This is a genomic window from Arthrobacter sp. D3-16 (assembly GCF_054408515.1).
Genome location: NZ_CP096437.1, coordinates 1,682,963 through 1,706,219 on the forward strand (window position 1 = coordinate 1,682,963; position 23,257 = coordinate 1,706,219).

The following is a 23,257-nucleotide window of genomic DNA, read 5'->3' on the forward strand; positions in this document are numbered from 1 at the left end:
CTGCGGTGATCTTCCTTGATGCAGCTGCCACCACCCCTGTACGCCGTGAGGTGCTGGATGCGATGTGGCCATACCTGACCGGTGAGTTCGGCAATCCCTCAAGCCATCACACCCTGGGCGAAGCTGCTGCCGATGCGCTCGCCGGTGCCCGGGCGTCCGTCGCAGCCGTCTTTGGCTGCCGGGCCGGGAACATCACCTTCACGTCCGGGGGAACGGAAGCGGACAACCTTGCCATCAAAGGGATCGCCCTGGCCCGGCAGGCCGCTAATCCGCAGCTCAACAGGGTGGTAATCAGCGCCGTCGAACATCCCGCGGTGGAGGAGTCTGCCCGGTACCTGGAGCGCTTCCATGGTTTCGCCGTTGATGTGGTTCCCGTTGACGGGAAGGGAGTTGTAACGCCCGAGGCCTTCCGGGCTGTGCTGCGGCCGGAAACGGCGGTGGCCAGCGTTATGTACGCCAACAATGAAGTGGGAACGGTGCAGCCCGTTGCCGAACTGGCCGCCCTGGCACGCGGACTCGGCATCCCGTTCCACACTGATGCCGTGCAGGCGGCCGGGTGGCTGCCGCTGGACACCAAGGCATTGGCCGTGGATGCGATGAGCATGTCGGGGCACAAGATCGGGGCGCCCAAGGGCTGCGGGGTGCTGTTCGTCGGTGGGCGTACTGCGCTGGAGCCGCTGGTCCACGGCGGCGGGCAGGAACGGGGCCGCCGGTCCGGAACAGAGAACGTGGCGGGAGCCGTGGGCCTCGCCACCGCGCTCACGCTGGCCCAGGCCCACCAGGCGGAGGAACGACGCCGGGTGGAGGCACTGCGGGACACGTTCATCAACGCCGTGCTCGACGGTGTCCCCGGTGCAGTCCTGACGGGGCATCCCGTAGACCGGCTGCCCTCCGTTGCCTCCTTCTGTTTCCCCGGAACCAGCGGCGAATCCGTGCTCCTTGAGCTGGAACGCCAGGGCGTAGTGTGCTCCAGCGGGTCAGCCTGCGCGGCGGGTTCGGACGCGCCGTCACCGGTGCTCACGGCGATGGGAATTCCCCCGGAGACGGCCCAGACAGCCGTGCGGTTCAGCTTCGACACAAAGGTAGCCGGTACGGACCTCGAATCGGCGGCAGCCGCGGTGCTCGACGCCGTCGGCCGGATCAGGGCGCTGGGCGGCTAACCCAACGGAACCTGGTGGGAGCAGGCGTCCGGAAGCCCAAACGCCAGCCGCAGCGGCCCGCTTATGACGTGCTCCGTCAGTAAAGTTCCCCCACCGGGATCTCCACGGCCAGCCGGTTTGACGGTCCAGGCAAGGGGCAGGCCCAGGCCTCGTTGTAGGCGCATGACGGGTTGTACGCGAAATTGAAGTCCAGGACGAACTCGGCGTCCGGGCCGGTTCCCTGGACCCCATGGAACGCGCCCTTGATAGTATCCAGCAGGTACCGTCCGGCCCCGTAGCTGCCACCGGGCTGGCCGGCGGTGGCGTCCCGGAACGGTACAAAAATACCGCCGCCGTAGCCCTGCAGCTTCCACACTGCCAGTTGGCCCATTTCCGGCAGGTCGAACGTTCCCAGCCGGACAAACCGGACCACGCCGTCAGTGCCGGTGTCTACGGTCATTTCCCTCCCGGCGCCCTCTTTGGTCAGCGGCACATGGAAGCGGTAGATGGGATCGTAGTCGGCGGTCTTCAGCCCGGAGAAGCGGGCCTTGTCCTGCGTATTGAGTGCCGAGGCAGGGTGGGTGGCGAACATCAGGTCCCGCTGGTGGCGCCAGTAGGAGTGTGCCTCGGCCGGGCTTTCCAGCGAAAGCTTCCGGACGTTCTGGTACAAGGCAAAGGTCCGCAGGCGCCAGTCAGCGATATCGACGGCGGAGATGTCCGTCCGGTCTTCCTCGGCTGTTCCCCGATGCTCTTCCATGACCCCAGCCTAGTCCCAGGGCACGGGTATACCAGCCGACCGCGACACGCGTCCATCTGCCTGCCCCTCCGGCACGCGAAACGCCTTCCGCGCTGAAGGTCGAGGTGAAGAAGCCGGACGGAACTTTCCTGGCAGCATTGCGGACAGGACTGCCGCCGTCGTCGGCTGGTTTTCCGGGTGATCCAGGCGTACCGCTACTTCGGCTCCTACGGCATCACGAACGTGGTCGCCGGTGCTGGCGGGCAGGCATGCGAGCTCCACAACATCGTCCGTGGCCCGGCCGCGAAAGGGGACTACGACTTTTGCGATGTCGTCTCCGTCAAGGCCTTTGCCCCGGACGAGAAAGTGGCTCCGGCCAAGGCCTTCGACACCGTGGACCAGGCCGCCCGGTACGCCTCGGAAGGCAATGAATTCGCCAACGTCCAGCGGATGCTAATGTCTCTGGAGATCAAAAACTAGTCCCGTTTCCGGCCCCACCATGCGCCGGGCAGAGCGGGGACTTATCTTCCGCCGCCGAACACCCCCGGAGAGCCATGGAACGCAGTGTTTCCGCACGACTGGTCTTCAAGACCGTAGCCAACACCAAGGTGGCCATGGCCATCGCCGCAGCGCGGAACAACGGCTACTCCTCGTTCGAGGAGTCCCTGTCCGTGACAGCCGGGGGAGGCGATGTTCCCCTCACCGAGGTATCGGACCACCACGGGGGCAGGTTCCATTACATGGAGTTCGCCGAGCCGGCGGAGGTAACGGTGGAATACTCGGCCACGGTGGCCGGTAAGGCGGAGCCCGAGGACGCCGGGCTCGCCGACAGGATCCGCTACGTCCGTCCCAGCCGCTACGCCGAATCCGACCGCCTCCTGCCCACGGCTTATGCAGAGTTCGAAGGAGTCCAGGGCGGCGAGCTGCTGCACGTCGTGCGGAACTGGGTGAACGGGGAACTGCGGTACCTCAGTGGGTCCTCCCGGGGCACGGACGGTGCGGTGGAGACGCTCCTCAGCCGCCGAGGGGTCTGCCGGGACTTTGCCCACTTGGCCATCGCGCTGCTGAGGTCCAAGGACATCCCGGCCAGGCTGGCCGCCGTCTACGCTCCGGGCCTGAGCCCCATGGATTTCCACGCCGTGGCAGAGGCCTACGTGGAAGGGGCCTGGCACGTCATCGATCCCACGGGCCTTGCCCCGCGGGAATCGATGCTGCGCATCACGGCCGGCCGAGACTCTGCCGATACAGCCTTCCTCTCCACGGTGGGGGGAAGCCTCATCCTGAACCAGCTGCAGGTCACCGCGGTGGTCAACGGCGCCCTGCCGGTTGAGGACCCTGCCCGGCTGCTGCAGCTGGGCTAGGCGGCGCAGGGTATCTCTAGCGCAGGGGGCGGGGACCCAGCGAGCTCCGGAGCTTCTCGGTAAGCCGTCGCAGCTCCTTCTGCTCAGCCGGGGTCAGTGCCGGACCCATCAGGGTGGAGATGTCCCGGACATGCTCGCGCCCGATCTCCTTCTGCAGTTCCCGGCCGGCGTCCGTCAGCTGCAGGAGCACGCCCCGGCCGTCCTCCGGCGCGGGCATCCTGGCCACGAGCCCGCGTTTCTCGAGCCGCTCCACGAGCCTGCTGAGGCTGGACTGGCTCAGCAGGACGTTGTCGTTGAGCTCGTTGAGGCGGAGCCATCCCGTTGGACACCGTGAGAGCGTAAACAGGACGTCATACTCGTTCACCGCGAGCTTCCGGAAGGCCGGGCCGGACTGCAGCTTGCGCATCACGGCCACCTGGGCCCGGAACAGCGATTCCCAGGTTTCCGCCGCGAGGCGTACCGGTGACTCTGCATTGCCGGCAGCCATCATGCCTCCGCAGCGGACTTTTCGGCGTCCTGGGCCGCCAGCAAGGCAGCCACCCGGCCGGCGTGGGTCGGCGGTTCGGGAACGTGGGCCGGCTTGCGGGACGCGTACTCCTTGCGCAGGACGGGTAGGACTTCCTCGCCAAACAGGTCCAGCTGCTCCAGTACTGTTTTCAGCGGAAGGCCTGCATGGTCGATGAGGAACAGTTGCCGCTGGTAATCACCGAAGTACTCCCGGAACGTCAGGGTCTTCTCTATGACCTCCTGCGGGCTGCCGACGGTCAGCGGCGTCTGCGAAGTGAAGTCCTCCAGGGAGGGCCCGTGGCCGTATACGGGAGCGTTGTCGAAGTACGGGCGGAACTCCTTGACGGCATCCTGCGAGTTCTTCCGCATGAAGAACTGCCCGCCCAGGCCCACGATTGCCTGGTCTGCCGTACCGTGGCCGTAGTGCTCGTAGCGTTCCCGGTAGAGACCGATCAGCTGCTGGTAGTGCTCCTTGGGCCAGAAGATGTTGTTGGCGAAGAAGCCGTCCCCAAAGTAGGCCGCCACTTCGGCGATCTGCGGGGTGCGGATGGAACCATGCCACACGAAGGGGGCGACGCCGTCGAGCGGGCGGGGGGTGGACGTGAAGTTCTGCAGCGGCGTGCGGAACTTTCCGGACCAGTTCACGGTGTCCTCGTCCCACAGCTTGCGCAGCAGGCTGTAGTTCTCAATCGCGAGCTCAACGCCGTCCTGAATGTTCTTGCCGAACCACGGGTAGACGGGAGCCGTATTGCCGCGGCCCAGGACCAGGTCCACCCGGCCGTCGGCGAGGTGCTGGAGCATCGCGAAGTCTTCGGCGATCTTCACGGGATCGTTGGTGGTGATCAGCGTGGTGGCCGTGGACAGAGTGATGCGTTCGGTCTGCGCCGCGATGTAGGCAAGGGTGGTAGTGGGGGAGGAGGAGAAGAAGGGCCGGTTGTGGTGCTCGCCCAGGGCATAGACATCCATGCCGATTTCCTCGACCTTTTTGGCGATAGCCACGGAGGCCTTGATGCGTTCGTTCTCGGTGGGGGTCCGGCCCGTGGTGGGGTCCGTGGTGATGTCGCTGACGCTGAAAACACCGATCTGCATGATGTGCCTTTCCGTTGCTGGACTTGCTGGCCTTGGTTCAAGTATAGGCCAATTTAGATGCATTTGCATCTATCGCCGGATACAACGCTGCCCGCCGGAAATTATTCCGCTTTTGTTATTCGGGACTTCCGGGTGCGGCCCGGCGCCCGCTGACCTTGGGGACCATCCCGGTGGTCCAGTCGCGGAATTCCTCGTCCACGTCTGCTCCGTGGCCAAACTCCGGGCGTTCCTGCAGCTCCCGGAGCAGAGTCTTCCTTTCGCGTCGGCCCTCCACCAGACGGTAGAGCACAGGCACCAGCACCAGGGTCAGGGCGGTGGAAGAGATGAGACCGCCAATCACCACCACGGCCAGGGGCTGCGAGATAAAGCCGCCGCCGCCCGTGAGGCCCAGCGCCATAGGGGTCAGGGCAAAGACTGTGGCCAGGGCGGTCATGAGGATCGGGCGGAGCCGCTGGCGGGCACCATGCGTGATGGCATCAGCGACGTTCATGCCCGGCCGGCCGTCGTGGGGTTGCCGGTACTGGTTGATGAGGTCGATGAGCACAATGGCGTTGGTGACCACGATTCCCACCAGCATCAGCATGCCGATCAGAGAGGGCAGTCCCAGCGGAACCCCGGTTACCAGGAGCAGGGCAACGGCACCGGTGGCCGCAAACGGCACCGAGACGAGCAGGATCAGCGGCTGGATCAATGACTTGAAGGTGGCCACCATGATCACGTAGACGATGGCGATGGCGGCCAACAGTGCCAAGCCGAGTTGCTGGAATGACTCCTGCTGCTGGGTGGTGGCGCCGCCAAGTTCAGCGGTGACGCCGGCCGGGAGCTGCACCTCCGCCAGGCGTTTCTGGACCTCCGCGTTGACTGCACCCAGGTTTGATTCCGACGGCGTCACGGAGACACGCGCTGTGCGCTGGCCGTTGCTGGCAGTAATGGATACCGGTACGTCCACCTGTTCCACCGAAGCGATGCTGGCCAGCGGAACGGGCCCGCGGGCGGCAGGCAGGGGGATGCTTCGGACAGCGTCGATGCTCGTGAACCTGGTGCCCTGGCCGATCTGGACCGGGAAATCGTCGGTGTCGATCCGAACCGTTCCGGCGGGGATGGGGCTGATGGTTGAGGCGAGGACGCCGGCTACCTGTTCTTCGTTGAGTCCGGCAGCGACGGCTTTCGCCCGGTCCACTTTCACTTGAACCACCGGCTGGCTGGATGCAAGGTTGGTGGCCACCTCGCTGGTGCCCGGAACCCCGCTCATGGCCTGGACCATGGTGTCGCTCGCGGCCTGCAGGTCGGCCGTGCTGGCGGCCTTGATAGTGATGTCCACCGTGGAGGAAGTGCCGAAGCCGCCCTGCTGGGTGCCCACGGAAACCTTCCCCGAGCCGGGCACCTTTGCCAGTTCGTTCCGCACCGTCTCCTGCAGTTGCTCCTGGTCTGCCTTTTCATCCGTCACTACCGTGAACGTTGAGTTGGAGGACCCGGTGGAGGTCAGCGCGGCAAAACCGGCCTGGGCGTTGCCGGACGTCACCTGGACGTCCCGGACGCCGTCGATTCCGCGCAGGACCTCCTCCAGCCGGATCGCCGCGGCGTTCGTGTCCGCCAGGCCGGTGCCCGCGGGGAGCACCTGGCGGACGGTCAGGCTGTTCTGGCCGGAATTGCCCAGCAGGTTGGTTGCCAGCAGCGGCGTCATGGCGGCGGTCGCGCCGAGGACCAGGCCGGCGGCCACGAGGGTGATCACCGGATGCTTCTGGGTCCTGGACAGGATGGGCAGATACCCGCGCTGGAGCCTGCTGCGCTGTTCCGCTTCCTGGGCTTTGGCGCGGGCTTCGGCTGCGCTCTGCCGGGCTGCGTCGCTGCCCGGGGTGTTGCCGGGATTCCGCAGGAACCAGTACGCGAGCACCGGAACTATGGTCAACGAGACCAGCAGGGAGGCCAGCAGTGCCATGGTGACGGTGAGTGCGAACGGCCTGAACAGTTCGCCGGCCAGTTCGCCTACGAAGGCTATGGGAAGGAATACGGCCACAGTGGTGAGGGTGGAGGCTGTGATGGCGCCGGCCACTTCCCTGATCGCCGTCAGGATGGCAGTGACTTTGTCTTCCCCATAGCTGAGGTGCCGCTTGATGTTTTCGATGACCACGATCGAATCGTCAACCACCCGGCCGATGGCTATGGTGAGGGCGCCCAGCGTCAGGATGTTCAGCGAGTAGCCGGTGGCCGACAGGCCGATGAAGGTGATCAGGAGCGACAGCGGGATGGAAACGGCCGTCACCAGCGTGGAGCGGGCAGACATCAGGAACACCAGGATGACTGCCACGGCGAAGCCCAGTCCCAGCAGGCCCTCCGTGGTGAGGTCCTTAATGGATTTTTCGATGAAAGGGGCCTGGTCGAATACCGGCGTGAACTTCGCGTTCGAACCCAGTTCGGCTTCAAGCTCGGCAAGTGTGTCCCGGACGGCATGCGAGATGCCAACAGTGTCGCCTTCCGGCTTCTTGATGACGGAGACGGCGAGCGTCTCCTCGCCGTTGGTCCGCGTGATGGAGGTGCGTTCGTCGTCTTTGAGCGAGACGTCGGCCACCGCGCCGATGGTGGCGGCGTTCTTTGCCCCGGCGAGGGGGAGTGCCTTGATCGAATCCAGTGAATCCACCGGGCTGCCGATCTGCAGGGACAGGGTTTTGCCCTGCTCTTCAAGGGTCCCGGCCGGAACCAGGGTGCCGTTGTTGCCCAAGGCATCGCGGATGGCGGTGATGGTGGCGCCGGCCGAAGCCATGGCTTCCGGGCGGGGAAGGATCTCGATGTGCTGGGTGGCCCCGCCGGTCACGTCGGCGCCCCGGACGCCGTCGATCTTCTGCAGCCGGGGCACGCTCAGGCGCTGCAGGTCCGCGTTGAGTTCGCTCAGGGATTTGTCCGAGGACACCGCCAGGAACACGATGGGGAAATCATTGATGCTGCCGGCGAAGGCCTGCGGCTGGACGTCCTCGGGCAGGGACCGCTTGGCGTTGGAGATGGCGCGGTCGATCTGGTTCCGGGCCCTGTCCAGGTTGGACCCGTACGTGAAGACCATGGTGATCTGCGAGACGCCGTTGCGCGACGTGGAGGAGGTGGATTCCAGCCCCTCCACGCCGTTCAGTGCGGTTTCCAGCGGCCCGCTGACCTGTTTGTCCACCACCTCCGGGGAGGCGCCGGGCATGGCAGTCAGCACCGTGATTTGGGGGAACTCGATCGAAGGGATGAGTTCCTGCTTCAGGGACGACATGGTGATCACGCCGAAGACGGAAGCGAACACGGTGATGAGAGCGATCAATGCCCGGTTTGCCAGTGAGAGTTGTGCCAGCCGGAACATCGAATCGGTCTCCTGTGGGGTTTAACTTACTGTTGCGGTACCGGAAGCCGGCCAACACACCCCTCAGGGGTCAGTGGTTGGCGGAAACAGTCTCCAGCTGGAGGGACCTGGCCGTTGCCCTTTCGAGCTCCATTGCAAGTTCCGGGTTGTCATCAAGCTTGACGCCGTAGCCGGGCATCATGTCCTTCAGCTTGGACTGCCAGCCCTTGAAATTCTTCGGGAAGGCCTTCCGCAGGAGCTCGATCATGATGGGCACCGCTGTGGAGGCTCCGGGCGAAGCACCGAGGAGTGCGCCGATGGAGCCGTCACGGCCGGCGATCACTTCCGTGCCGAACTGGAGGACACCGCCCTTCTGCGGGTCTTTCTTGATGATCTGTACACGCTGGCCGGCCGTGATCAGTTCCCAGTCGCCTGCTTTGGCTTCCGGGTAGTACTCGCGAAGCGCCTCCACCTTGTCGGTGTGCTTCTTGGCCACTTCCTTAACCAGGTAGGCCGTGAGGTCCATGTTGTCCTTGGCCACGGCCAGCATGGGGATGATGTTGCTGGGCCGGATGGACAGCGGCAGGTCCAGGTAGGAGCCGCTCTTCAGGAAGTTGGTGGAGAAGCCGGCGTAAGGGCCGAAGAGCAGGGAACGCTTGCCGTTGACGTAACGGGTGTCCAGGTGGGGTACGGACATTGGGGGAGCTCCCACCGACGCCTGTCCGTACACCTTGGCGCTGTGCTGTGCCGCCAGGGTTTCGTCGGTGCAGCGGAAGAACTGGCCGGAGACCGGGAACCCGCCGTAGCCTTTGCTTTCCGGGATGCCGGAGGCCTGCAGGAGGTGGAGTGCGCCGCCGCCGGCCCCCACAAAGACAAACTTGGCGTGGATCTTGCCGTGCTCCCCGGACTTGGGGTACTTCAGCGAAAGGTTCCAGCCGCCGTCGGACGCCCGGGAGATACCGGTGACGTCGTGGCCGTAGTTGATCTCGACGCCGTTGTTCCCCAGGTACGTGGTCAGCTCACGGGTGAGTGCACCGAAGTCCACATCGGTGCCTTCGGTGGCGCGGGTGGCGGCGATCCGCTGCTTGGGATCACGCCCCTTGACGATCAGCGGAGCCCACTTGCCGATCTGGCCGTGGTCCTCCGAGTACTCCATGCTGCGGAACAGGGCGTGCGGCTTAAGCGCCTCGTAGCGGGTCTTAAGGAACCTTGTGTTCTCCTCGCCGATCACGAAGCTCATGTGCGGCACGGTGTTGATGAAGCCCTTGGGCGAACCGATTAGGGACTGGTCCACGAGGTGGGACCAGAACTGGCGGGAAAGCTGGAACTGCTCGTTAATGAGCAATGCTTTGGTGGGGTCCACGGAGCCGTCTTTGGCTGCGGGGGAGTAGTTGAGTTCACAGAGGGCGGCGTGGCCGGTTCCGGCGTTGTTCCACGGGCCGGAGCTTTCCAGCCCGGGCTCGTCCAGCCGCTCGAACATGGAGATGGTCCAGTCCGGTTCCAACTGCTTGATGAATGCCCCCAGCGTGGCGCTCATGATGCCGCCGCCAATCAGGACGACGTCGGCATGTGGGGTCTTGGAAATGAAGGTCACGATCAGTCTCCGATTGCAGCGGCTCTGGCTGTCACAGAATATCCCCGGGCAGCCCTACTACTGAAATTGGGCGGGCCCGTCAAGGCTTCAGTTGCACTTTAGTGAAAACTTCATTTAAGACAGGCGACGCCGGATAGTTCACTACGCGGTCTGAAAGGGCCAGCGCCGAAATGGGGAACGCTATGGGGACCGCAGGCACGGACGCCGCGATCTGGGCGTTGATGGTGTGATATTGCCCATCGCGTTCCTCTCCCTCCGGCAGCCCCCGCGCGCGGTTGATCTTCGAGAAGACCTGCGGGTCCTGGTATCCGAACTCGCCGTTTTTCTCCCCGAAGAGGGGTCCAACGAAGTTGTCGGCGTCCGAATAGGAACCATTCCAGCCCAGCAGGTGAAGCGCGTGGTCCCCCGGGGACTGGACCTTTTGGAGATAACCGTCAGACCAGTCGACGGGCACAGGCTGGATGTTGAGCCCCACAGCCGTGAGCTGGCGGCTGATTTCAGCGTAAACCTTCTCCGGCGTTGGAAGGTACGGCCGGGTGACGCTCATCGGATAGTAGAACCTCAGCGCTTCGCCGGCGTATCCGCCCTCCTTGAGGTACTCCCTGGCCTTGGCGGGGTCGTGGCCTAGGGCAGGGGCATCATTGTTGAATCCGCTGATTTTCGGCGGGACAAACTGGGTGGCCACGGCGGTGTTGTCGATGAAGAATTTCCGGATCAGCGTTTCTTTGTCGATCGCCATTTCGATGGCCTGCCGGATTTTCTGGTTCTGCAGGACCGGGATCTCCTGATTGAGCCCTAAGTACATCACCGAGAACGGATCGCGCTGCACAATCTGTTTTCCGCGCTTTACCAGCTGGTCGAAGTTGCCCACCGTGACGGCGTCGTACCCGTCGATCTTGCCGTCCAGCAGTGCTTGGAGACGCGCCTGGGGATGGTTGTAGGCCACAAAGTTGATGATGCCGATCTGTCCGCGGTCTCCCCAGTAGGACGCATTACTGATGAGGGTGACGCTTCCTTCGTCCCAGGACTTCAGGCTGAAGGGCCCGGTTCCCACGGGATTGGTGCCGAAAGCGGATACGGCCTGGCCGCCGCGGTTTTGGTCCAGTACATCCGCGGTGCCCGCAGCCAGCGCGGCGGGGGAGGCGATGGCGAAAGCAGGCAGGGTCAGGGCCTGAAGGAACGCGGTAAAGCGCTGGGTGAGGTCGATCTGCACGGTGTCCGGGGACAACGCGGTGCAGCTCTTGAAGATCGACAGCCCCGGCTCATCGGAGTGCGCCTTGAAAACGCCCTTGAAGGAGCTGCCGGGAGCCTGCCGGCGCAGGTCTTCGGAGAAGGCAAACCAGCGGTTGAAGTTCGTGCAGACCGCGTCAGCGTTGAACGGGGTGCCGTCCGAAAATGTAACGCCGCTGCGCAGCTTGAAGGTGTAGGACCGGCCCTCGTTGGACTCACTCCACTCTGTGGCGAGCAACGGGGTGGGCTTCCCGGTGGTCTGGTCCACGCCCACCAGTCCCTCGAGGATCTGCCGGGTGATGCGCTGTGATTCAACGTCGCTGGAGAGGGCGGGGTCCAGGCCCAGCGGCTGCACTGCGGTGCCGAAGTTGAACGTTGCACTGGGTTCGGCAGAGGCGCTGGGGGTTGGCGGGGTTGACGACGGCGAGGGGGCTGGAACGCCGGTGCATGAGGTGACGCTCAACGCCAGGAGGACGGCGCCGGTCGTGATGACCGTCCGCCGCGATGGACTGCTGGGCACTCGTTTATCACCTCTGGATCTTGCGGCCCCGCCATCTGCGGGCCGAAGCCCAGTCTAGTTGACCTGATACTCCCGTTTCCCGGGCCCGCGCCGGGCCCGGGAAACGTAAAAAGGCCGGGGCCCGTCCAGACGGACCAGGCCCCGGCCACGTTTACGGGCTACTTGGGCATCAGCACCGAGTCGATCAGGTAAACGGTCGCGTTCTTCGTCTGGACGCCGCCGCAGATCACACTGGCGTCATCCACCTTGAGGGCGTCGCCGCTGCCGGTAACCGTGACGGAACCGCCCTGGACGGTGGCGTGGGTGCCGGCGATCTTGTCGGGGGTGATCTGGCCCGGAACCACGTGGTAGGTGAGGATCTTGCTCAGGAGGGCGTCATCCGTCTTGAGCGTTTCGATGGTGGCCGCATCGATCTTTGCGAAGGCGTCATCGACCGGTGCGAAGACCGTGAATTCACCGCCGTTGAGCGTGTCCACCAGGTCCACCTTCGGGTTCAACTTGCCGGAAACCGCGGAGGTCAGGGTGGTGAGGATCGGATTGTTGGATGCTGCGACAGCCACGGGATCCAGCGCCATTCCTTCAACGGATCCCGCACCCGTGGGGACCTGCTCGGCGTAGCCTGCGCAGCCGGGGCCAACCAGGTTTGCGGCCGGGTCCATGGTGCCGGCGGAGGAGCTGGCTGACGGTGAAGGAGCCATGCTGGTAGCGGAGGGCGCGGCTGCGGGGGCGGACGAACTTGAGGTGCTGGCCGAGCCACCGCAGGCCGTAAGGCTCAGCAGAGCTGCAGCGGCAACGCCTGCGACGGTGAAAGTTGTGCGCTTGATGGTCTGCATTTCGGTTCTCCTTGGGTTTAGCGTTTCGCCTGCCACGGACAGGATGTCCTGGGCAGTGTCTGCGTCTGGCTGGTGGGCACCTGCCCTTGGCTGGTGTCTCAATGGGTATTCGGCAGTTGCGCGACAACGGATGGGTCAAAGGTCCAGGAGTTTTCGGCGGGCTCCGACGGTGCGGCGTTTCCGGCCCCGGCAGAGTGCGTGAGGGCGTCGGGCCTTAACGAGAAAAGATCCCCGGCCGGAGCCAAGGATCTTTTCTCTTCAGTGTGCGCAAGGGGGGACTTGAACCCCCACGCCCGAAGGCACAGGAACCTAAATCCTGCGTGTCTGCCAATTTCACCACTCGCGCGTGGCCCGGCATCGTGTGTTTCAGTCCGTCAATAACAAGGCTGCTAAACGTACGACGCCGGATGCCAGTTTTTATTGTAGCGTCGCGCAGGCGGGGCCTGGGTCAGCGGCAGCCCGTCAGGCTTCCAGCTTCAGGTCCCGGCGCAGCTTGGCCACGTGTCCCGTGGCGCGGACGTTGTATTGGGCAAGCGCCACCTTGCCGTCCGGATCAACCACGATGGTGGAACGGATCAGGCCCTGGTAGGTCTTGCCGTAGTTCTTTTTTTCGCCCCATGCCCCGTAGGCCTCGGCCACGGTGTGGTCCCCGTCCGAGAGCAGCGGGAAGCTCAGCTCTTCCTGGGCGGCGAATTTGGCCAGTTTTTCCACCGGGTCCGGCGAGATGCCCAGCACGTCATATCCCGAAGACTGCAGTGAGGCCAGGTTGTCGCGGAAATCGCAGGCCTCCTTGGTGCACCCCGGTGTTGACGCTGCAGGATAGAAGTAGACGATGGTGTGGCGGCCTGGGCGCGGTGCCAGGCTGACGTCCTTACCGGCTGAATCCTTGAGCGTGAACGCGGGCGCGTCGTCACCGGTTACGAGTTTGTCAGCCAATGTTTTTCTCCTTGTCGCAGGCGGGACACACCAGCCTAGTAAGCAGTCTGGAGGAGTGCTAATCGACACTTGGCTATACTTGCTGCTATGCCTGATATGGATCACTGGCCCACAGGGCGCCTCTTGTCCACTGCTGCGCGCCTCGTCGAACACTCATGGAATGAAAAACTCGGGGCTATAGGCCTCACCCATGCAGGTGTTATCGCTATTGAGGTTCTCAACGCTCAAGGCCCCATGACGCAGGCGCAGCTTGCCCAGTACGTGCGCGTTCAGGCGCAGACCATGGGCAAAACCCTCAGCAGGCTGGAGTCCCACGGCCACATTGCCCGGGTCCGCAGCACGTCGGACCGCAGGAGTCACGTGGTGTCGCTCACCGAACGGGGCAAGGAAGCCGTTGCAGCTGCCGTGGAGATGGAGCGCTCGGTGCTTGCGGCAGCCACGATCGACCCCGATGTCCTGCGGCAGGAACTTCAGGCAGTTGTCAGGGAGCTGGCAAGCCAGTTTGGATCGCCCGCAACCGGAGCACTTTTGGACAACCCGTCCATGACCCCTTGAAACGTCGCTGACCGTACCGCCGGAACTAACGGCACCCAGGCGTGATCCCAGCTTCCTTCGAAGCCGGGGTCGCGCCTTTCTCTTGCCTGCACGCCATTAATGGCAGCCAACGGAGTGCTGGCGGAATGAGCGCGGCAGGTACACGGCAAAACAAAACAACCCCCGGCCCGCGTTTCCGCGAGCCGGGGGCTGTTTTCCCAGTGGTGCACCCCCCGGGACTTGAACCCGGAACCCATTGATTAAGAGTCAATTGCTCTGCCAATTGAGCTAGAGGTGCATCTTTTGTTTCAATCGTTTGGGCTTTTTATTTCCCGGTTGATCTCCGCAACGACATGAAACTCTACACGAACTTTTGGTGCATGTGAAATCGGCGGCCGCCAGCACTTCCGGCTTATCCCGAAGGGGGCAAAACCAGCAGAAAGTCGGGGTTTTTGCTGTTCGTCAACAGTCAAAAACCGACCTCGGGCGTGCAAACTGCGTCCCGGGTCCGCCCACACTGCCGTGTGAAACGGGCCACAGGGGTGCCGGCCGCTTTTCCAGGCGGGAGCCAGCGGCCACATCCGCCGGCCGCCGGGCCTGCTGCGCTGGAAGTACAGCTAGATCCGCTTCCGCCGTGGCGCCCGGAACCCTGCCGCCTCAGCGTGGGCAGCCGATTCAAACCACACGTCTGCCCGGACCTGCTCATGCTCGGGGTGTCCCTCCTCGTAATAGACCATGGCACCGGCGTCCCCCTTGACGGTGTAGTCGGCCGGTCCGCTGCCGTCGGCCCCCGCGGACGCCGAACCCGCACCATACGGCTCTTCCGCTGCCAGGTGCCCTGCAGGCTCCTGCGCGCCCGGGGAAGAACCGCCCCTTGTGTCCTGGCTATGGTTGGCCTCGGTTTCCACCAGCGCCGAGGACTGCGCGCGCTCTTGGGTTTCTGTTGCTCCGGCATCGCTGGGGAGGCGGAGGCCGGTGGCAGCACCACTCTCTCCACTGTCTTCGGAGCCGGATGTGCTGCCGAAGGGGACGGGGGCGGAAACTGCGGTGCCGGCGTCGTCCACGTCTTCCACAGCCGCTGTCTCGGCGCCCGGGAGGGTGGGGGCATGGGGTTCCGTGTACTCGGGGTGGTGGACCGGCCGTGACGCCCCGGTGCCATCAGCCGCAACTGCCGACGGCGCGCCGTTGGGCTGCGCGCCGGCAGGCGATGCCGCTGCCGAACTTTCCCGGAGGCTGGCTCCTTCATGGGCGTGGGGGGAGCCAGACGCCTCCGACCACTGGGTTTCCCACTCACTGTCATCCTGTACCCGGCCTTCATCCCGTGCCGTTGCTTCTGCACGGTCCGTCCCGGCTCCGGTACCGACGGCGGTTGCACCCGCCCGGCTGTGGCCCTGCGGTGCGGCCGGAGTGCTTGCCGCCGGCGCCTTTGTCTCCGCCGGTTCATCTGCAGTGGTCGGCGCTGCGGGCTCCGCCGGGGCACCGAATCCGGCGGAACCGGCAATTCCCGTTGTAGCGGCCGCTTCGGCGGTTGCTGCTGCGCCGCCGCCGGCAAGGGCGCCGTCCGCCCGGACGCCTCCGTCAGGGCGGCTGCCCTCCGCATGCCCGCCGCCACCGGATGTCGAGGACGACTTTCTCCGGTTGAACCACCACCAGGCAACGCCGGCAATCACAACGAGCAGAATGATCCAGAAGACAAAATCCATGGCGGGTCCTTCGGTCGGATGGCAGGGTGCACTTTCCCCCGACGCTACGTCGGCTCCACAGCGCTGTCTAGCTCTTTGACCTGCCCGGACGCTCGGCTGCGCCCGGCAGCGGGAGCTCCGTTTCCTGGTCGGAAACCCTGCTCGGGCTCGGGCTGAAACTCCATGGAGGCAATGGAGATGATGTGTGCCACAGATCCGAGGGTGCGCTGGAACCTGGGATCTCATTATTCGAGATAGCAGTCCACTATCTGATTGAAATATTCCCGGTTTTCCGCTTAACGGACACCGCCCTGTCGCTGGGTCCTTCCGCGGAGCCATAGAATTTCCCGTATGAGTGAGGACACCCTGATCACGACCGACAACAAGCCTGACATCAAGCCCCGCAGCCGGGTAGTAACTGACGGCATCCACGCTGCCCCCGCGCGCGGTATGTTCCGCGCCGTTGGCATGGGCGATGATGACTTCGCCAAGCCCCAGGTCGGTGTCGCCAGCTCCTGGAACGAAATCACTCCCTGCAACCTTTCCCTTAACCGGCTCGCGCAGGGCGCCAAGGAAGGCGTTCATGCCGGCGGCGGGTTCCCCATGCAGTTCGGCACCATCTCCGTTTCGGACGGCATCTCCATGGGCCATGAAGGCATGCACTTCTCGCTCGTTTCCCGCGAAGTCATTGCCGACTCCGTTGAAACCGTGATGCAGGCCGAGCGCATCGACGGCTCAGTCCTGCTGGCAGGCTGCGACAAGTCCCTCCCGGGCATGCTTATGGCCGCCGCCCGCCTGGACCTGTCCAGCGTCTTCCTTTACGCCGGCTCCATCATGCCCGGCTGGGTAAAGCTGGAGGACGGTTCCGAAAAGGAAGTCACCCTCATTGACGCCTTCGAGGCCGTCGGTGCCTGCGCGGCCGGCAAGATGAGCATGGAAGACCTGACGCGCATCGAAAAGGCCATCTGCCCGGGCGAAGGCGCCTGCGGCGGTATGTACACGGCCAACACGATGGCCTGCATTGGCGAGGCCCTGGGTATGTCCCTGCCCGGCTCGGCCGCCCCGCCCTCGGCAGACCGCCGTCGTGATGAATTCGCCCGCAAGTCCGGCGAAGCGGTGGTAAACCTGCTGCGCCTGGGCATCACCGCCCGAGACATCATGACGAAGAAGGCCTTCGAAAACGCCATCGCCGTCACCATGGCATTCGGCGGCTCCACCAACGCCGTGCTGCACCTGCTGGCCATCGCCCGCGAGGCAGAGGTCGAGCTGACCCTCGACGACTTCAACCGCATCGGCGACCGCATCCCGCACCTCGGTGACCTGAAGCCTTTCGGCCGCTACGTGATGACCGACGTCGACAAGATCGGCGGCGTGCCCGTCATCATGCGCGCACTGCTCGACGCCGGCCTGCTGCACGGCGACTGCCTCACCGTCACCGGCAAGACGGTTGCCGAAAACCTTGAAGCCATCAACCCGCCAGACCTTGACGGCAAGATCCTGCGCGCACTGGACAACCCGATCCACAAGACCGGCGGCATCACCATCCTGCACGGCTCCATGGCCCCCGAGGGCGCAGTCGTGAAGAGCGCAGGCTTCGACGCCGACGTTTTCGAAGGCACCGCCCGTGTCTTCGAGCGCGAACAGGGTGCCCTCGACGCGCTGGACAACGGCCAGATCCACGCCGGCGACGTTGTGGTCATCCGCTACGAAGGACCCAAGGGCGGCCCGGGCATGCGCGAAATGCTGGCCATCACCGGCGCCATCAAGGGCGCCGGGCTGGGCAAGGACGTCCTGCTGCTCACCGACGGCCGCTTCTCCGGCGGTACCACCGGCCTGTGTATCGGGCACGTTGCTCCCGAAGCCGTCGACGGCGGCCCCATCGCCTTCGTCAAGGACGGCGACCGGATCCGCGTGGACATCGGAGCCCGCAGCTTCGACCTCCTGGTGGACGAGGCCGAGCTCGAAGCCCGCAAGGTGGGCTGGGAGCCACTTCCCGCCAGGTACACCAAGGGCGTGCTTGCCAAGTACGCCAAGCTGGTGCACAGCGCCAGCACCGGCGCATACTGCGGCTAAGGCCTACCCAAGGGATTCGGCGCGGGGCGCCGAATCCCTTGGGGCCCTCGGCCTTAGCCTTATTAGGCCCTGCCGCCTTTTGCGGTTGGCTACAGTTGGGCGGGCAGGGGTTGATCCCGTACAGCGGGATCAAAAGGTGGACAATGATGTCCACATGGTGAGATCGGGTAGCGCCTCGTTGACTTGCATCCCACCAGAGGGAAAACTGAACGCATGACTTTCGTTACCAGCTGCGCCGCTGCAGAAGCAGTCGTCGTCCTTACCCAGCGCGTGGCACATTAGCCAGGTAACGAACCGTCACGCGCAACCCCTCGAAGAGCCGCCAGGCTGAGGGGTTTTTTTATTTCCCGCAGTTTCCACGAACCACAATGATCCACAAGGAAGAGTCCGATGAGCAAAGGATCGCCGATCAGCCCCTCGCTGATGGCTACTAAGTCCGCTGGAGCCGCCAAGGCTCCGGAACGCGCCGACCGGACGGCCGACCACGCCGTCGTCGTCGCCGACCTTGCTGCCGTCTCTCCTGTCCTTGGGCCGAACAACGTTGTACCCCCAACGGTGATGACCGGCTCGCAAGCTATCGTCCGCTCGCTCGAAGAACTCGGCGTCGACGATATTTTCGGTTTGCCCGGTGGCGCGATCCTGCCCACCTATGACCCCTTGATGGCCTCCAGCATGAACCACGTCCTGGTCCGTCACGAACAGGGAGCCGGCCACGCCGCGCAAGGCTACGCCATGGTCACCGGCCGGGTAGGCGTTTGTATCGCCACCTCGGGCCCGGGCGCCACCAACCTCGTCACCGCCATCATGGATGCCCACATGGACTCCGTGCCGCTGGTGGCCATCACCGGCCAGGTGTCCAGCGGTGTCATCGGTACCGATGCGTTCCAGGAAGCCGACATTGTGGGTATCACCATGCCCATCACCAAGCACTCCTTCCTGGTGACCGACCCCAACGACATTCCGCACGTGATGGCCGAGGCGTTCCACCTCGCCTCCACCGGCCGCCCGGGACCTGTCCTCGTGGACGTGGCCAAGGACGCCCAGGTTGGCCAGATGACGTTCTCCTGGCCGCCCCGGATTGACCTGCCGGGCTACCGGCCGGTCACCCGCGGACACAATAAGCAGGTACGCGAGGCAGCCAAGCTGATCGCGGCAGCCCGCAAGCCTGTGCTGTACGTGGGCGGCGGTGTGGTCAAGGCGCATGCCTCCGCGGAACTGCTCGCACTCGCCGAAGCCACCGGAGCCCCGGTTGTAACCACGCTGATGGCCAAGGGTGCCTTCCCGGACTCCCATCCCCAGCACATGGGCATGCCCGGCATGCACGGCACCGTCTCAGCCGTGACCGCCCTGCAGCAGTCAGACCTCCTGATCACCCTCGGCGCCCGCTTTGATGACCGCGTTACCGGCGTGCTGAAGACCTTCGCGCCCATGGCAAAAGTCATCCATGCAGACATCGATCCTGCGGAGATCTCCAAGAACCGCACCGCGGACGTCCCCATCGTTGGCTCCGTGAAGGAAATCATTCCGGAGCTCACCGAAGCGGTACGCACCCAGTTCCAGGCTGCAGGCGCTCCGGACCTCACCACTTGGTGGGCCTTCCTCAACAACCTCAAGGAAACCTACCCGCTGGGCTGGACCGAGCCGGACGATGGACTGACTGCACCGCAGAAAGTCATCGAGCGCATCGGTGCGCTGACCGGGCCGGAAGGCATCTACGTGGCGGGCGTCGGCCAGCACCAGATGTGGGCAGCACAGTTCATCAAGTACGAGCGCCCGCATGCCTGGCTGAACTCGGGCGGAGCCGGCACCATGGGCTATGCCGTCCCGGCTGCCATGGGTGCGAAGGTGGGGGAGCCGGACCGCGTGGTCTGGGCGATCGACGGCGACGGCTGCTTCCAGATGACCAACCAGGAACTGGCTACCTGCGCCATCAACAACATCCCCATCAAGGTTGCGGTCATCAACAACTCCTCGCTGGGAATGGTGCGGCAGTGGCAGACCCTCTTCTACGAGGGCCGTTACTCGAACACCGACCTCAACACCGGCCACGACACCGTCCGCATCCCGGATTTCGTCAAGCTGGGGGAGGCCTACGGCTGCGCTTCGTTCCGCTGCGAACGCGACGAGGACATCGACGCCACCATCCAGAAGGCCCTCGAAATCAACGACCGCCCGGTGGTCATCGACTTCGTGGTGAGCCCTAACTCCATGGTGTGGCCGATGGTGCCCGCCGGCGTGAGCAACGACCAGATCCAGGTTGCCCGCAACATGACCCCGGAATGGGAAGAAGAGGACTGATCATGAGCCGCCACACACTTTCCGTCCTGGTGGAAGACAAGCCCGGCGTGCTGACCCGCGTCGCCAGCCTTTTCGCCCGCCGCGCCTTCAACATCAACTCCCTGGCCGTTGGCCCCACCGAAGTGCCGGGAATCTCCCGGATGACCGTGGTGGTCGACGCCGACGGCGACCTCATCGAACAGGTCACCAAACAGCTCAACAAATTGATCAACGTCATCAAGATCGTTGAGCTGACCTCCGAATCTTCCGTACAGCGTGACCACATCCTGGTCAAAGTACGTGCGGATGCCGCAACACGTCTGCAGGTGACCCAGGCTGCAGACCTGTTCCGAGCCTCAGTGGTCGACGTCTCCACCGATTCCGTCGTCATTGAAGCAACCGGCCACCCCGAAAAGCTCACCGCACTGCTTTCAGTGCTCGAGCCCTTCGGCATCCGCGAAATTGTGCAGTCCGGCACCCTGGCCGTTGGACGGGGATCCCGCTCCATGAGTGACAGGGCGCTGCGTTCCGCGTAGGACACCGCCAAGGTTCCGCCCGGCAGTACGCAACGCCCGTAACCGCACCACCAAACACCTATCTGGAAATCCACTCAAGAGGAGTTACGCAAGTGACTGAAATGTTTTACGACGACGACGCCGACCTGACCATCATCCAGGGCCGCAAGGTTGCCATTGTTGGCTACGGCTCCCAGGGCCACGCCCACGCGCTCAACCTGCGGGATTCCGGCGTCGAGGTCACCATCGCCCTGAAGGACGGCTCCAGCTCGACCGCCAAGGCCGAGGACGCCGGCTTCACGGTGAAGAACGTCGCCGACGCCGCCGAATGGGCCGACGTCATCATGATCCTGGCACCGGACCAGCACCAGCGCTCGATCTACAACGACTCGATCAAGGACAAGCTGACCCCCGGCAAGGCCCTTGCCTTCGCCCACGGCTTCAACATCCGCTTCGGCTACATCCAGGCCCCCGAGGGTGTTGACGTCATCCTGGTTGCCCCGAAGGCTCCGGGCCACACCGTGCGCCGCGAATTCGAGGCCGGCCGCGGCATCCCCGACATCATCGCCGTCGAGCAGGATGCTTCCGGCTCCGCCTGGGACCTGGCCAAGTCCTACGCGAAGGCAATCGGCGGCACCCGCGCCGGCGTCATCAAGACCACGTTCACCGAAGAGACCGAAACGGACCTCTTCGGCGAGCAGGCTGTCCTCTGCGGCGGCGTGTCCCAGCTGGTCCAGTACGGCTTCGAGACCCTGACCGAGGCCGGCTACCAGCCGCAGATCGCCTACTTCGAGGTGCTCCACGAGCTCAAGCTCATTGTTGACCTCATGTGGGAAGGCGGCATCGCCAAGCAGCGCTGGAGCGTTTCCGATACGGCTGAGTACGGCGACTACGTCTCCGGCCCGCGGGTCATCACCCCTGCAGTCAAGGAAAACATGCAGGCTGTCCTCGCCGACATCCAGTCCGGTGCCTTCGCCAAGCGCTTCATCGAGGACCAGGACAACGGCGGCGCCGAGTTCAAGGAGCTGCGCGCCAAGGCTGAGCAGCACCCCATCGAGGCTGTTGGCCGCGAGCTGCGGTCCTTGTTCTCCTGGCAGCAGCAGGACGTGGACTACGTTGAAGGTTCCGCCGCCCGCTAAGGCTGCCGCTTAGGCGCCGCCATAAAGGCAGCAGTGAGGCCGGGTTCACACTTAACAATGTGAGCCCGGCCTTTCCGTCGGCCTAGACTTGTTTCCATCCCCAGGACTGCAACGCAGAGGATCAGCCGTGTCAAAACCCGTAGTACTGCTCGCCGAAGAACTTTCCCCCGCCACTATTGAGGCCCTCGGCCCGGACTTCGAGATCCGCCAGACAGACGGCGCTGACCGCTCCCAGCTGCTCTCTGCCATCACCGACGTCGACGCTATCCTGGTCCGTTCAGCCACCCAGGTGGACGCTGAGGCGATTGCTGCCGCGAAGAACCTGAAGGTTATCGCCCGTGCAGGAGTCGGCCTGGACAACGTGGACATCAAGGCCGCCACGCAGGCCGGCGTGATGGTGGTCAACGCACCCACGTCCAACATCGTCTCCGCGGCCGAGCTCACTGTGGGCCACATCCTTAGCCTTGCCCGCCACATCCCGCAGGCCAGCGCGGCGCTCAAGGACGGCGAGTGGAAGCGCTCCAAGTACACGGGCATCGAGCTGTTCGAAAAGAAGATCGGCATCATCGGCCTGGGCCGGATCGGTGCCCTCGTCGCGGCCCGCCTGAAGGGCTTTGACACCAAGATCCTTGCCTACGACCCCTACATCACCTCCGCCCGGGCAGCGCAGCTCGGGGTGCAGCTGGTGACCCTGGACGAGCTCCTGGCCCAGTCCGACTTCATCACCATCCACATGCCCAAGACCCCCGAGACCGTGGGCATGCTTGGTGCGGACGCCTTCAAGAAGATGAAGAACACCGCCTACGTGGTCAACGTTGCACGCGGTGGCCTGGTGGACGAGGAGGCGCTGTTCACCGCCCTCCAGGACGGCGCGATTGCCGGTGCCGGCGTGGACGTATTCTCCAAGGAGCCCAGCACCGACCTGCCGTTCTTCAAGCTGGACAACGTGGTGGTCACCCCCCACCTCGGCGCATCAACGGACGAAGCGCAGGAAAAGGCCGGCGTATCGGTCGCCAAGTCCGTCCGCCTGGCACTGGCGGGCGAACTCGTCCCGGACGCGGTCAACGTCGCCGGCGGCGTCATCGCCCCCGACGTCCGCCCGGGCATCCCGCTGATCGAAAAGCTGGGCCGGATCTTCACCGCCCTGACCCATGCGTCGCTGACCCAGTTCGACGTCGAGGTGGCCGGCGAGATCTCGTCCCTGGACGTCAAGGTCCTGGAGCTCGCGGCCCTTAAGGGAATCTTCGCGGATGTGGTGACCGAGCAGGTCTCCTACGTTAACGCCCCGGTGATCGCCGAGCAGCGCGGCATCAATGTCCGCCTCATCACCACCCCGGAAACCGAGTCCTACCGCAACGTCCTCACCCTGCGCGGTGCCCTCAGCGACGGCACCCAGATCTCCGTGGCCGGTACCCTGACCGGCCCCAAGCAGATCGAAAAGCTGGTGGGTATCAACGGGTTCGAAGTTGAAATCCCCATCAGCGAGCACCTGGTGGTGGTTGGCTACACCGACCGTCCCGGCGTGATCGGTACCATCGGCCACATCCTGGGCATGAACAACATCAACATCGCGGGCATGCAGGTGGCACGCCACGACCAGGGCGGCCAGGTGCTCGCGCTCCTCACCATCGACAGCTCCGTACCCCAGCAGGTCCTTGACGCCATCAAGGCCGGCATCGGTGCTGATATGGTCCGGGAAGTGGACCTGGAGGACTAACCCGCGGTCGGCCGAAACGCCGAACCGCCACCCTCCGCTCGGCGCGTCCGTGCGGGGCCACG

The 23,257-nt window shown here is 64.5% G+C and carries 18 protein-coding genes and 2 tRNA genes; 9 read left to right on the forward strand and 11 right to left on the reverse strand.

Annotated features, from left to right (window positions below; all coding sequences use genetic code 11):
- Positions 1-5: 5 nt before the first annotated feature.
- Positions 6-1,160 (forward strand): cysteine desulfurase family protein, encoded by a 1,155-nt coding sequence (locus M1D32_RS08045; protein WP_458781725.1) that lies wholly within the window; start codon positions 6-8, stop codon positions 1,158-1,160.
- Positions 1,161-1,236: 76 nt separating this feature from the next.
- Here the strand turns inward: M1D32_RS08045 and M1D32_RS08050 are convergent, their stop codons facing one another.
- Positions 1,237-1,896 carry a DUF1684 domain-containing protein gene (locus M1D32_RS08050; protein ID WP_458781726.1) on the reverse strand — a complete coding sequence of 220 codons (660 nt, stop codon included), beginning with the start codon at positions 1,894-1,896 and terminating at the stop codon, positions 1,237-1,239.
- A 177-nt stretch (positions 1,897-2,073) separates the two neighbouring features.
- On the opposite strand from M1D32_RS08050, the gene M1D32_RS08055 reads away from it, so the two are divergent.
- Complete coding sequence (locus tag M1D32_RS08055; protein ID WP_458781727.1) at positions 2,074-2,355, forward strand: hypothetical protein; 282 nt, start codon at positions 2,074-2,076, stop codon at positions 2,353-2,355.
- 74 nt (positions 2,356-2,429) lie between these two features.
- Positions 2,430-3,236 carry a transglutaminase-like domain-containing protein gene (locus M1D32_RS08060; protein ID WP_458781728.1) on the forward strand — a complete coding sequence of 269 codons (807 nt, stop codon included), beginning with the start codon at positions 2,430-2,432 and terminating at the stop codon, positions 3,234-3,236.
- A gap of 16 nt (positions 3,237-3,252) precedes the next feature.
- Here M1D32_RS08060 and M1D32_RS08065 read toward each other — a convergent pair whose 3' ends face one another.
- The 8 genes from M1D32_RS08065 to bcp form a co-directional block, all read right to left on the reverse strand.
- Positions 3,253-3,723: a MarR family winged helix-turn-helix transcriptional regulator gene (locus tag M1D32_RS08065; RefSeq protein ID WP_458782135.1), complete on the reverse strand. Its 471-nt coding sequence runs from the start codon at positions 3,721-3,723 to the stop codon at positions 3,253-3,255.
- On the reverse strand, positions 3,723-4,832 hold the full coding sequence (locus M1D32_RS08070) for an LLM class flavin-dependent oxidoreductase (RefSeq protein ID WP_458781729.1): 1,110 nt from the start codon (positions 4,830-4,832) through the stop codon (positions 3,723-3,725). Before M1D32_RS08070 ends, M1D32_RS08065 begins: the two co-directional genes overlap by 1 nt.
- 115 nt (positions 4,833-4,947) lie before the next feature.
- Entirely contained in the window at positions 4,948-8,166 is a 3,219-nt protein-coding gene (locus tag M1D32_RS08075) for an efflux RND transporter permease subunit (RefSeq protein WP_458781730.1), read from the reverse strand.
- A 70-nt stretch (positions 8,167-8,236) separates the two neighbouring features.
- On the reverse strand, positions 8,237-9,739 hold the full coding sequence (locus M1D32_RS08080; protein ID WP_458781731.1) for a malate:quinone oxidoreductase: 1,503 nt from the start codon (positions 9,737-9,739) through the stop codon (positions 8,237-8,239).
- Positions 9,740-9,818: 79 nt separating this feature from the next.
- The gene (locus tag M1D32_RS08085; RefSeq protein WP_458781732.1) at positions 9,819-11,489 is read right to left on the reverse strand and encodes an ABC transporter substrate-binding protein; all 1,671 of its coding nucleotides are present in this window, start codon (positions 11,487-11,489) and stop codon (positions 9,819-9,821) included.
- A gap of 158 nt (positions 11,490-11,647) precedes the next feature.
- A complete protein-coding gene (locus tag M1D32_RS08090; RefSeq protein WP_458781733.1) occupies positions 11,648-12,322 on the reverse strand; it encodes a fasciclin domain-containing protein in 675 nt (224 codons plus the stop codon).
- Positions 12,323-12,586: 264 nt separating this feature from the next.
- Positions 12,587-12,668, reverse strand: a tRNA-Leu gene (locus tag M1D32_RS08095).
- A gap of 116 nt (positions 12,669-12,784) precedes the next feature.
- Positions 12,785-13,258: a thioredoxin-dependent thiol peroxidase gene (gene bcp, locus M1D32_RS08100; protein ID WP_458781734.1), complete on the reverse strand. Its 474-nt coding sequence runs from the start codon at positions 13,256-13,258 to the stop codon at positions 12,785-12,787.
- Positions 13,259-13,354: 96 nt separating this feature from the next.
- On the opposite strand from bcp, the gene M1D32_RS08105 reads away from it, so the two are divergent.
- Complete coding sequence (locus M1D32_RS08105; RefSeq protein WP_458782136.1) at positions 13,355-13,813, forward strand: MarR family winged helix-turn-helix transcriptional regulator; 459 nt, start codon at positions 13,355-13,357, stop codon at positions 13,811-13,813.
- Between the two features lie 201 nt (positions 13,814-14,014).
- On the opposite strand, the gene M1D32_RS08110 is transcribed toward M1D32_RS08105, so the two are convergent.
- Positions 14,015-14,090: transfer RNA gene (locus M1D32_RS08110), tRNA-Lys, on the reverse strand.
- Positions 14,091-14,409: 319 nt separating this feature from the next.
- Entirely contained in the window at positions 14,410-15,495 is a 1,086-nt protein-coding gene (locus M1D32_RS08115; protein WP_458781735.1) for a sunset domain-containing protein, read from the reverse strand.
- Between the two features lie 330 nt (positions 15,496-15,825).
- Here M1D32_RS08115 and ilvD point away from each other — a divergent pair, with 330 nt between their 5' ends.
- From ilvD to serA, 5 genes are all read left to right on the forward strand, one after another.
- On the forward strand, positions 15,826-17,547 hold the full coding sequence (gene ilvD, locus M1D32_RS08120) for a dihydroxy-acid dehydratase (protein WP_458781736.1): 1,722 nt from the start codon (positions 15,826-15,828) through the stop codon (positions 17,545-17,547).
- Positions 17,548-17,937: 390 nt separating this feature from the next.
- Complete coding sequence (locus M1D32_RS08125; protein WP_458781737.1) at positions 17,938-19,845, forward strand: acetolactate synthase large subunit; 1,908 nt, start codon at positions 17,938-17,940, stop codon at positions 19,843-19,845.
- A gap of 2 nt (positions 19,846-19,847) precedes the next feature.
- Positions 19,848-20,360 carry an acetolactate synthase small subunit gene (gene ilvN, locus M1D32_RS08130; protein ID WP_050054685.1) on the forward strand — a complete coding sequence of 171 codons (513 nt, stop codon included), beginning with the start codon at positions 19,848-19,850 and terminating at the stop codon, positions 20,358-20,360.
- Positions 20,361-20,452: 92 nt separating this feature from the next.
- Positions 20,453-21,478: a ketol-acid reductoisomerase gene (ilvC, locus tag M1D32_RS08135; protein ID WP_458781738.1), complete on the forward strand. Its 1,026-nt coding sequence runs from the start codon at positions 20,453-20,455 to the stop codon at positions 21,476-21,478.
- 127 nt (positions 21,479-21,605) lie between these two features.
- Complete coding sequence (gene serA / locus M1D32_RS08140; RefSeq protein ID WP_458781739.1) at positions 21,606-23,195, forward strand: phosphoglycerate dehydrogenase; 1,590 nt, start codon at positions 21,606-21,608, stop codon at positions 23,193-23,195.
- Positions 23,196-23,257: the final 62 nt, after the last annotated feature.

What these genes read in the sequence shown, in the direction of transcription:
- M1D32_RS08075 (WP_458781730.1), bottom strand. Translation starts at nt 8,166, where the DNA reads ATGTTCCGGCTGGCACAACTCTCACTGGCAAACCGGGCATTGATCGCT.
- M1D32_RS08060 (WP_458781728.1), top strand. Translation starts at nt 2,430, where the DNA reads ATGGAACGCAGTGTTTCCGCACGACTGGTCTTCAAGACCGTAGCCAAC.
- ilvN (WP_050054685.1), top strand. Translation starts at nt 19,848, where the DNA reads ATGAGCCGCCACACACTTTCCGTCCTGGTGGAAGACAAGCCCGGCGTG.
- M1D32_RS08105 (WP_458782136.1), top strand. Translation starts at nt 13,355, where the DNA reads ATGGATCACTGGCCCACAGGGCGCCTCTTGTCCACTGCTGCGCGCCTC.
- M1D32_RS08050 (WP_458781726.1), bottom strand. Translation starts at nt 1,896, where the DNA reads ATGGAAGAGCATCGGGGAACAGCCGAGGAAGACCGGACGGACATCTCC.
- M1D32_RS08125 (WP_458781737.1), top strand. Translation starts at nt 17,938, where the DNA reads ATGAGCAAAGGATCGCCGATCAGCCCCTCGCTGATGGCTACTAAGTCC.
- M1D32_RS08115 (WP_458781735.1), bottom strand. Translation starts at nt 15,495, where the DNA reads ATGGATTTTGTCTTCTGGATCATTCTGCTCGTTGTGATTGCCGGCGTT.
- ilvD (WP_458781736.1), top strand. Translation starts at nt 15,826, where the DNA reads ATGAGTGAGGACACCCTGATCACGACCGACAACAAGCCTGACATCAAG.
- M1D32_RS08090 (WP_458781733.1), bottom strand. Translation starts at nt 12,322, where the DNA reads ATGCAGACCATCAAGCGCACAACTTTCACCGTCGCAGGCGTTGCCGCT.
- M1D32_RS08070 (WP_458781729.1), bottom strand. Translation starts at nt 4,832, where the DNA reads ATGCAGATCGGTGTTTTCAGCGTCAGCGACATCACCACGGACCCCACC.
- M1D32_RS08065 (WP_458782135.1), bottom strand. Translation starts at nt 3,723, where the DNA reads ATGGCTGCCGGCAATGCAGAGTCACCGGTACGCCTCGCGGCGGAAACC.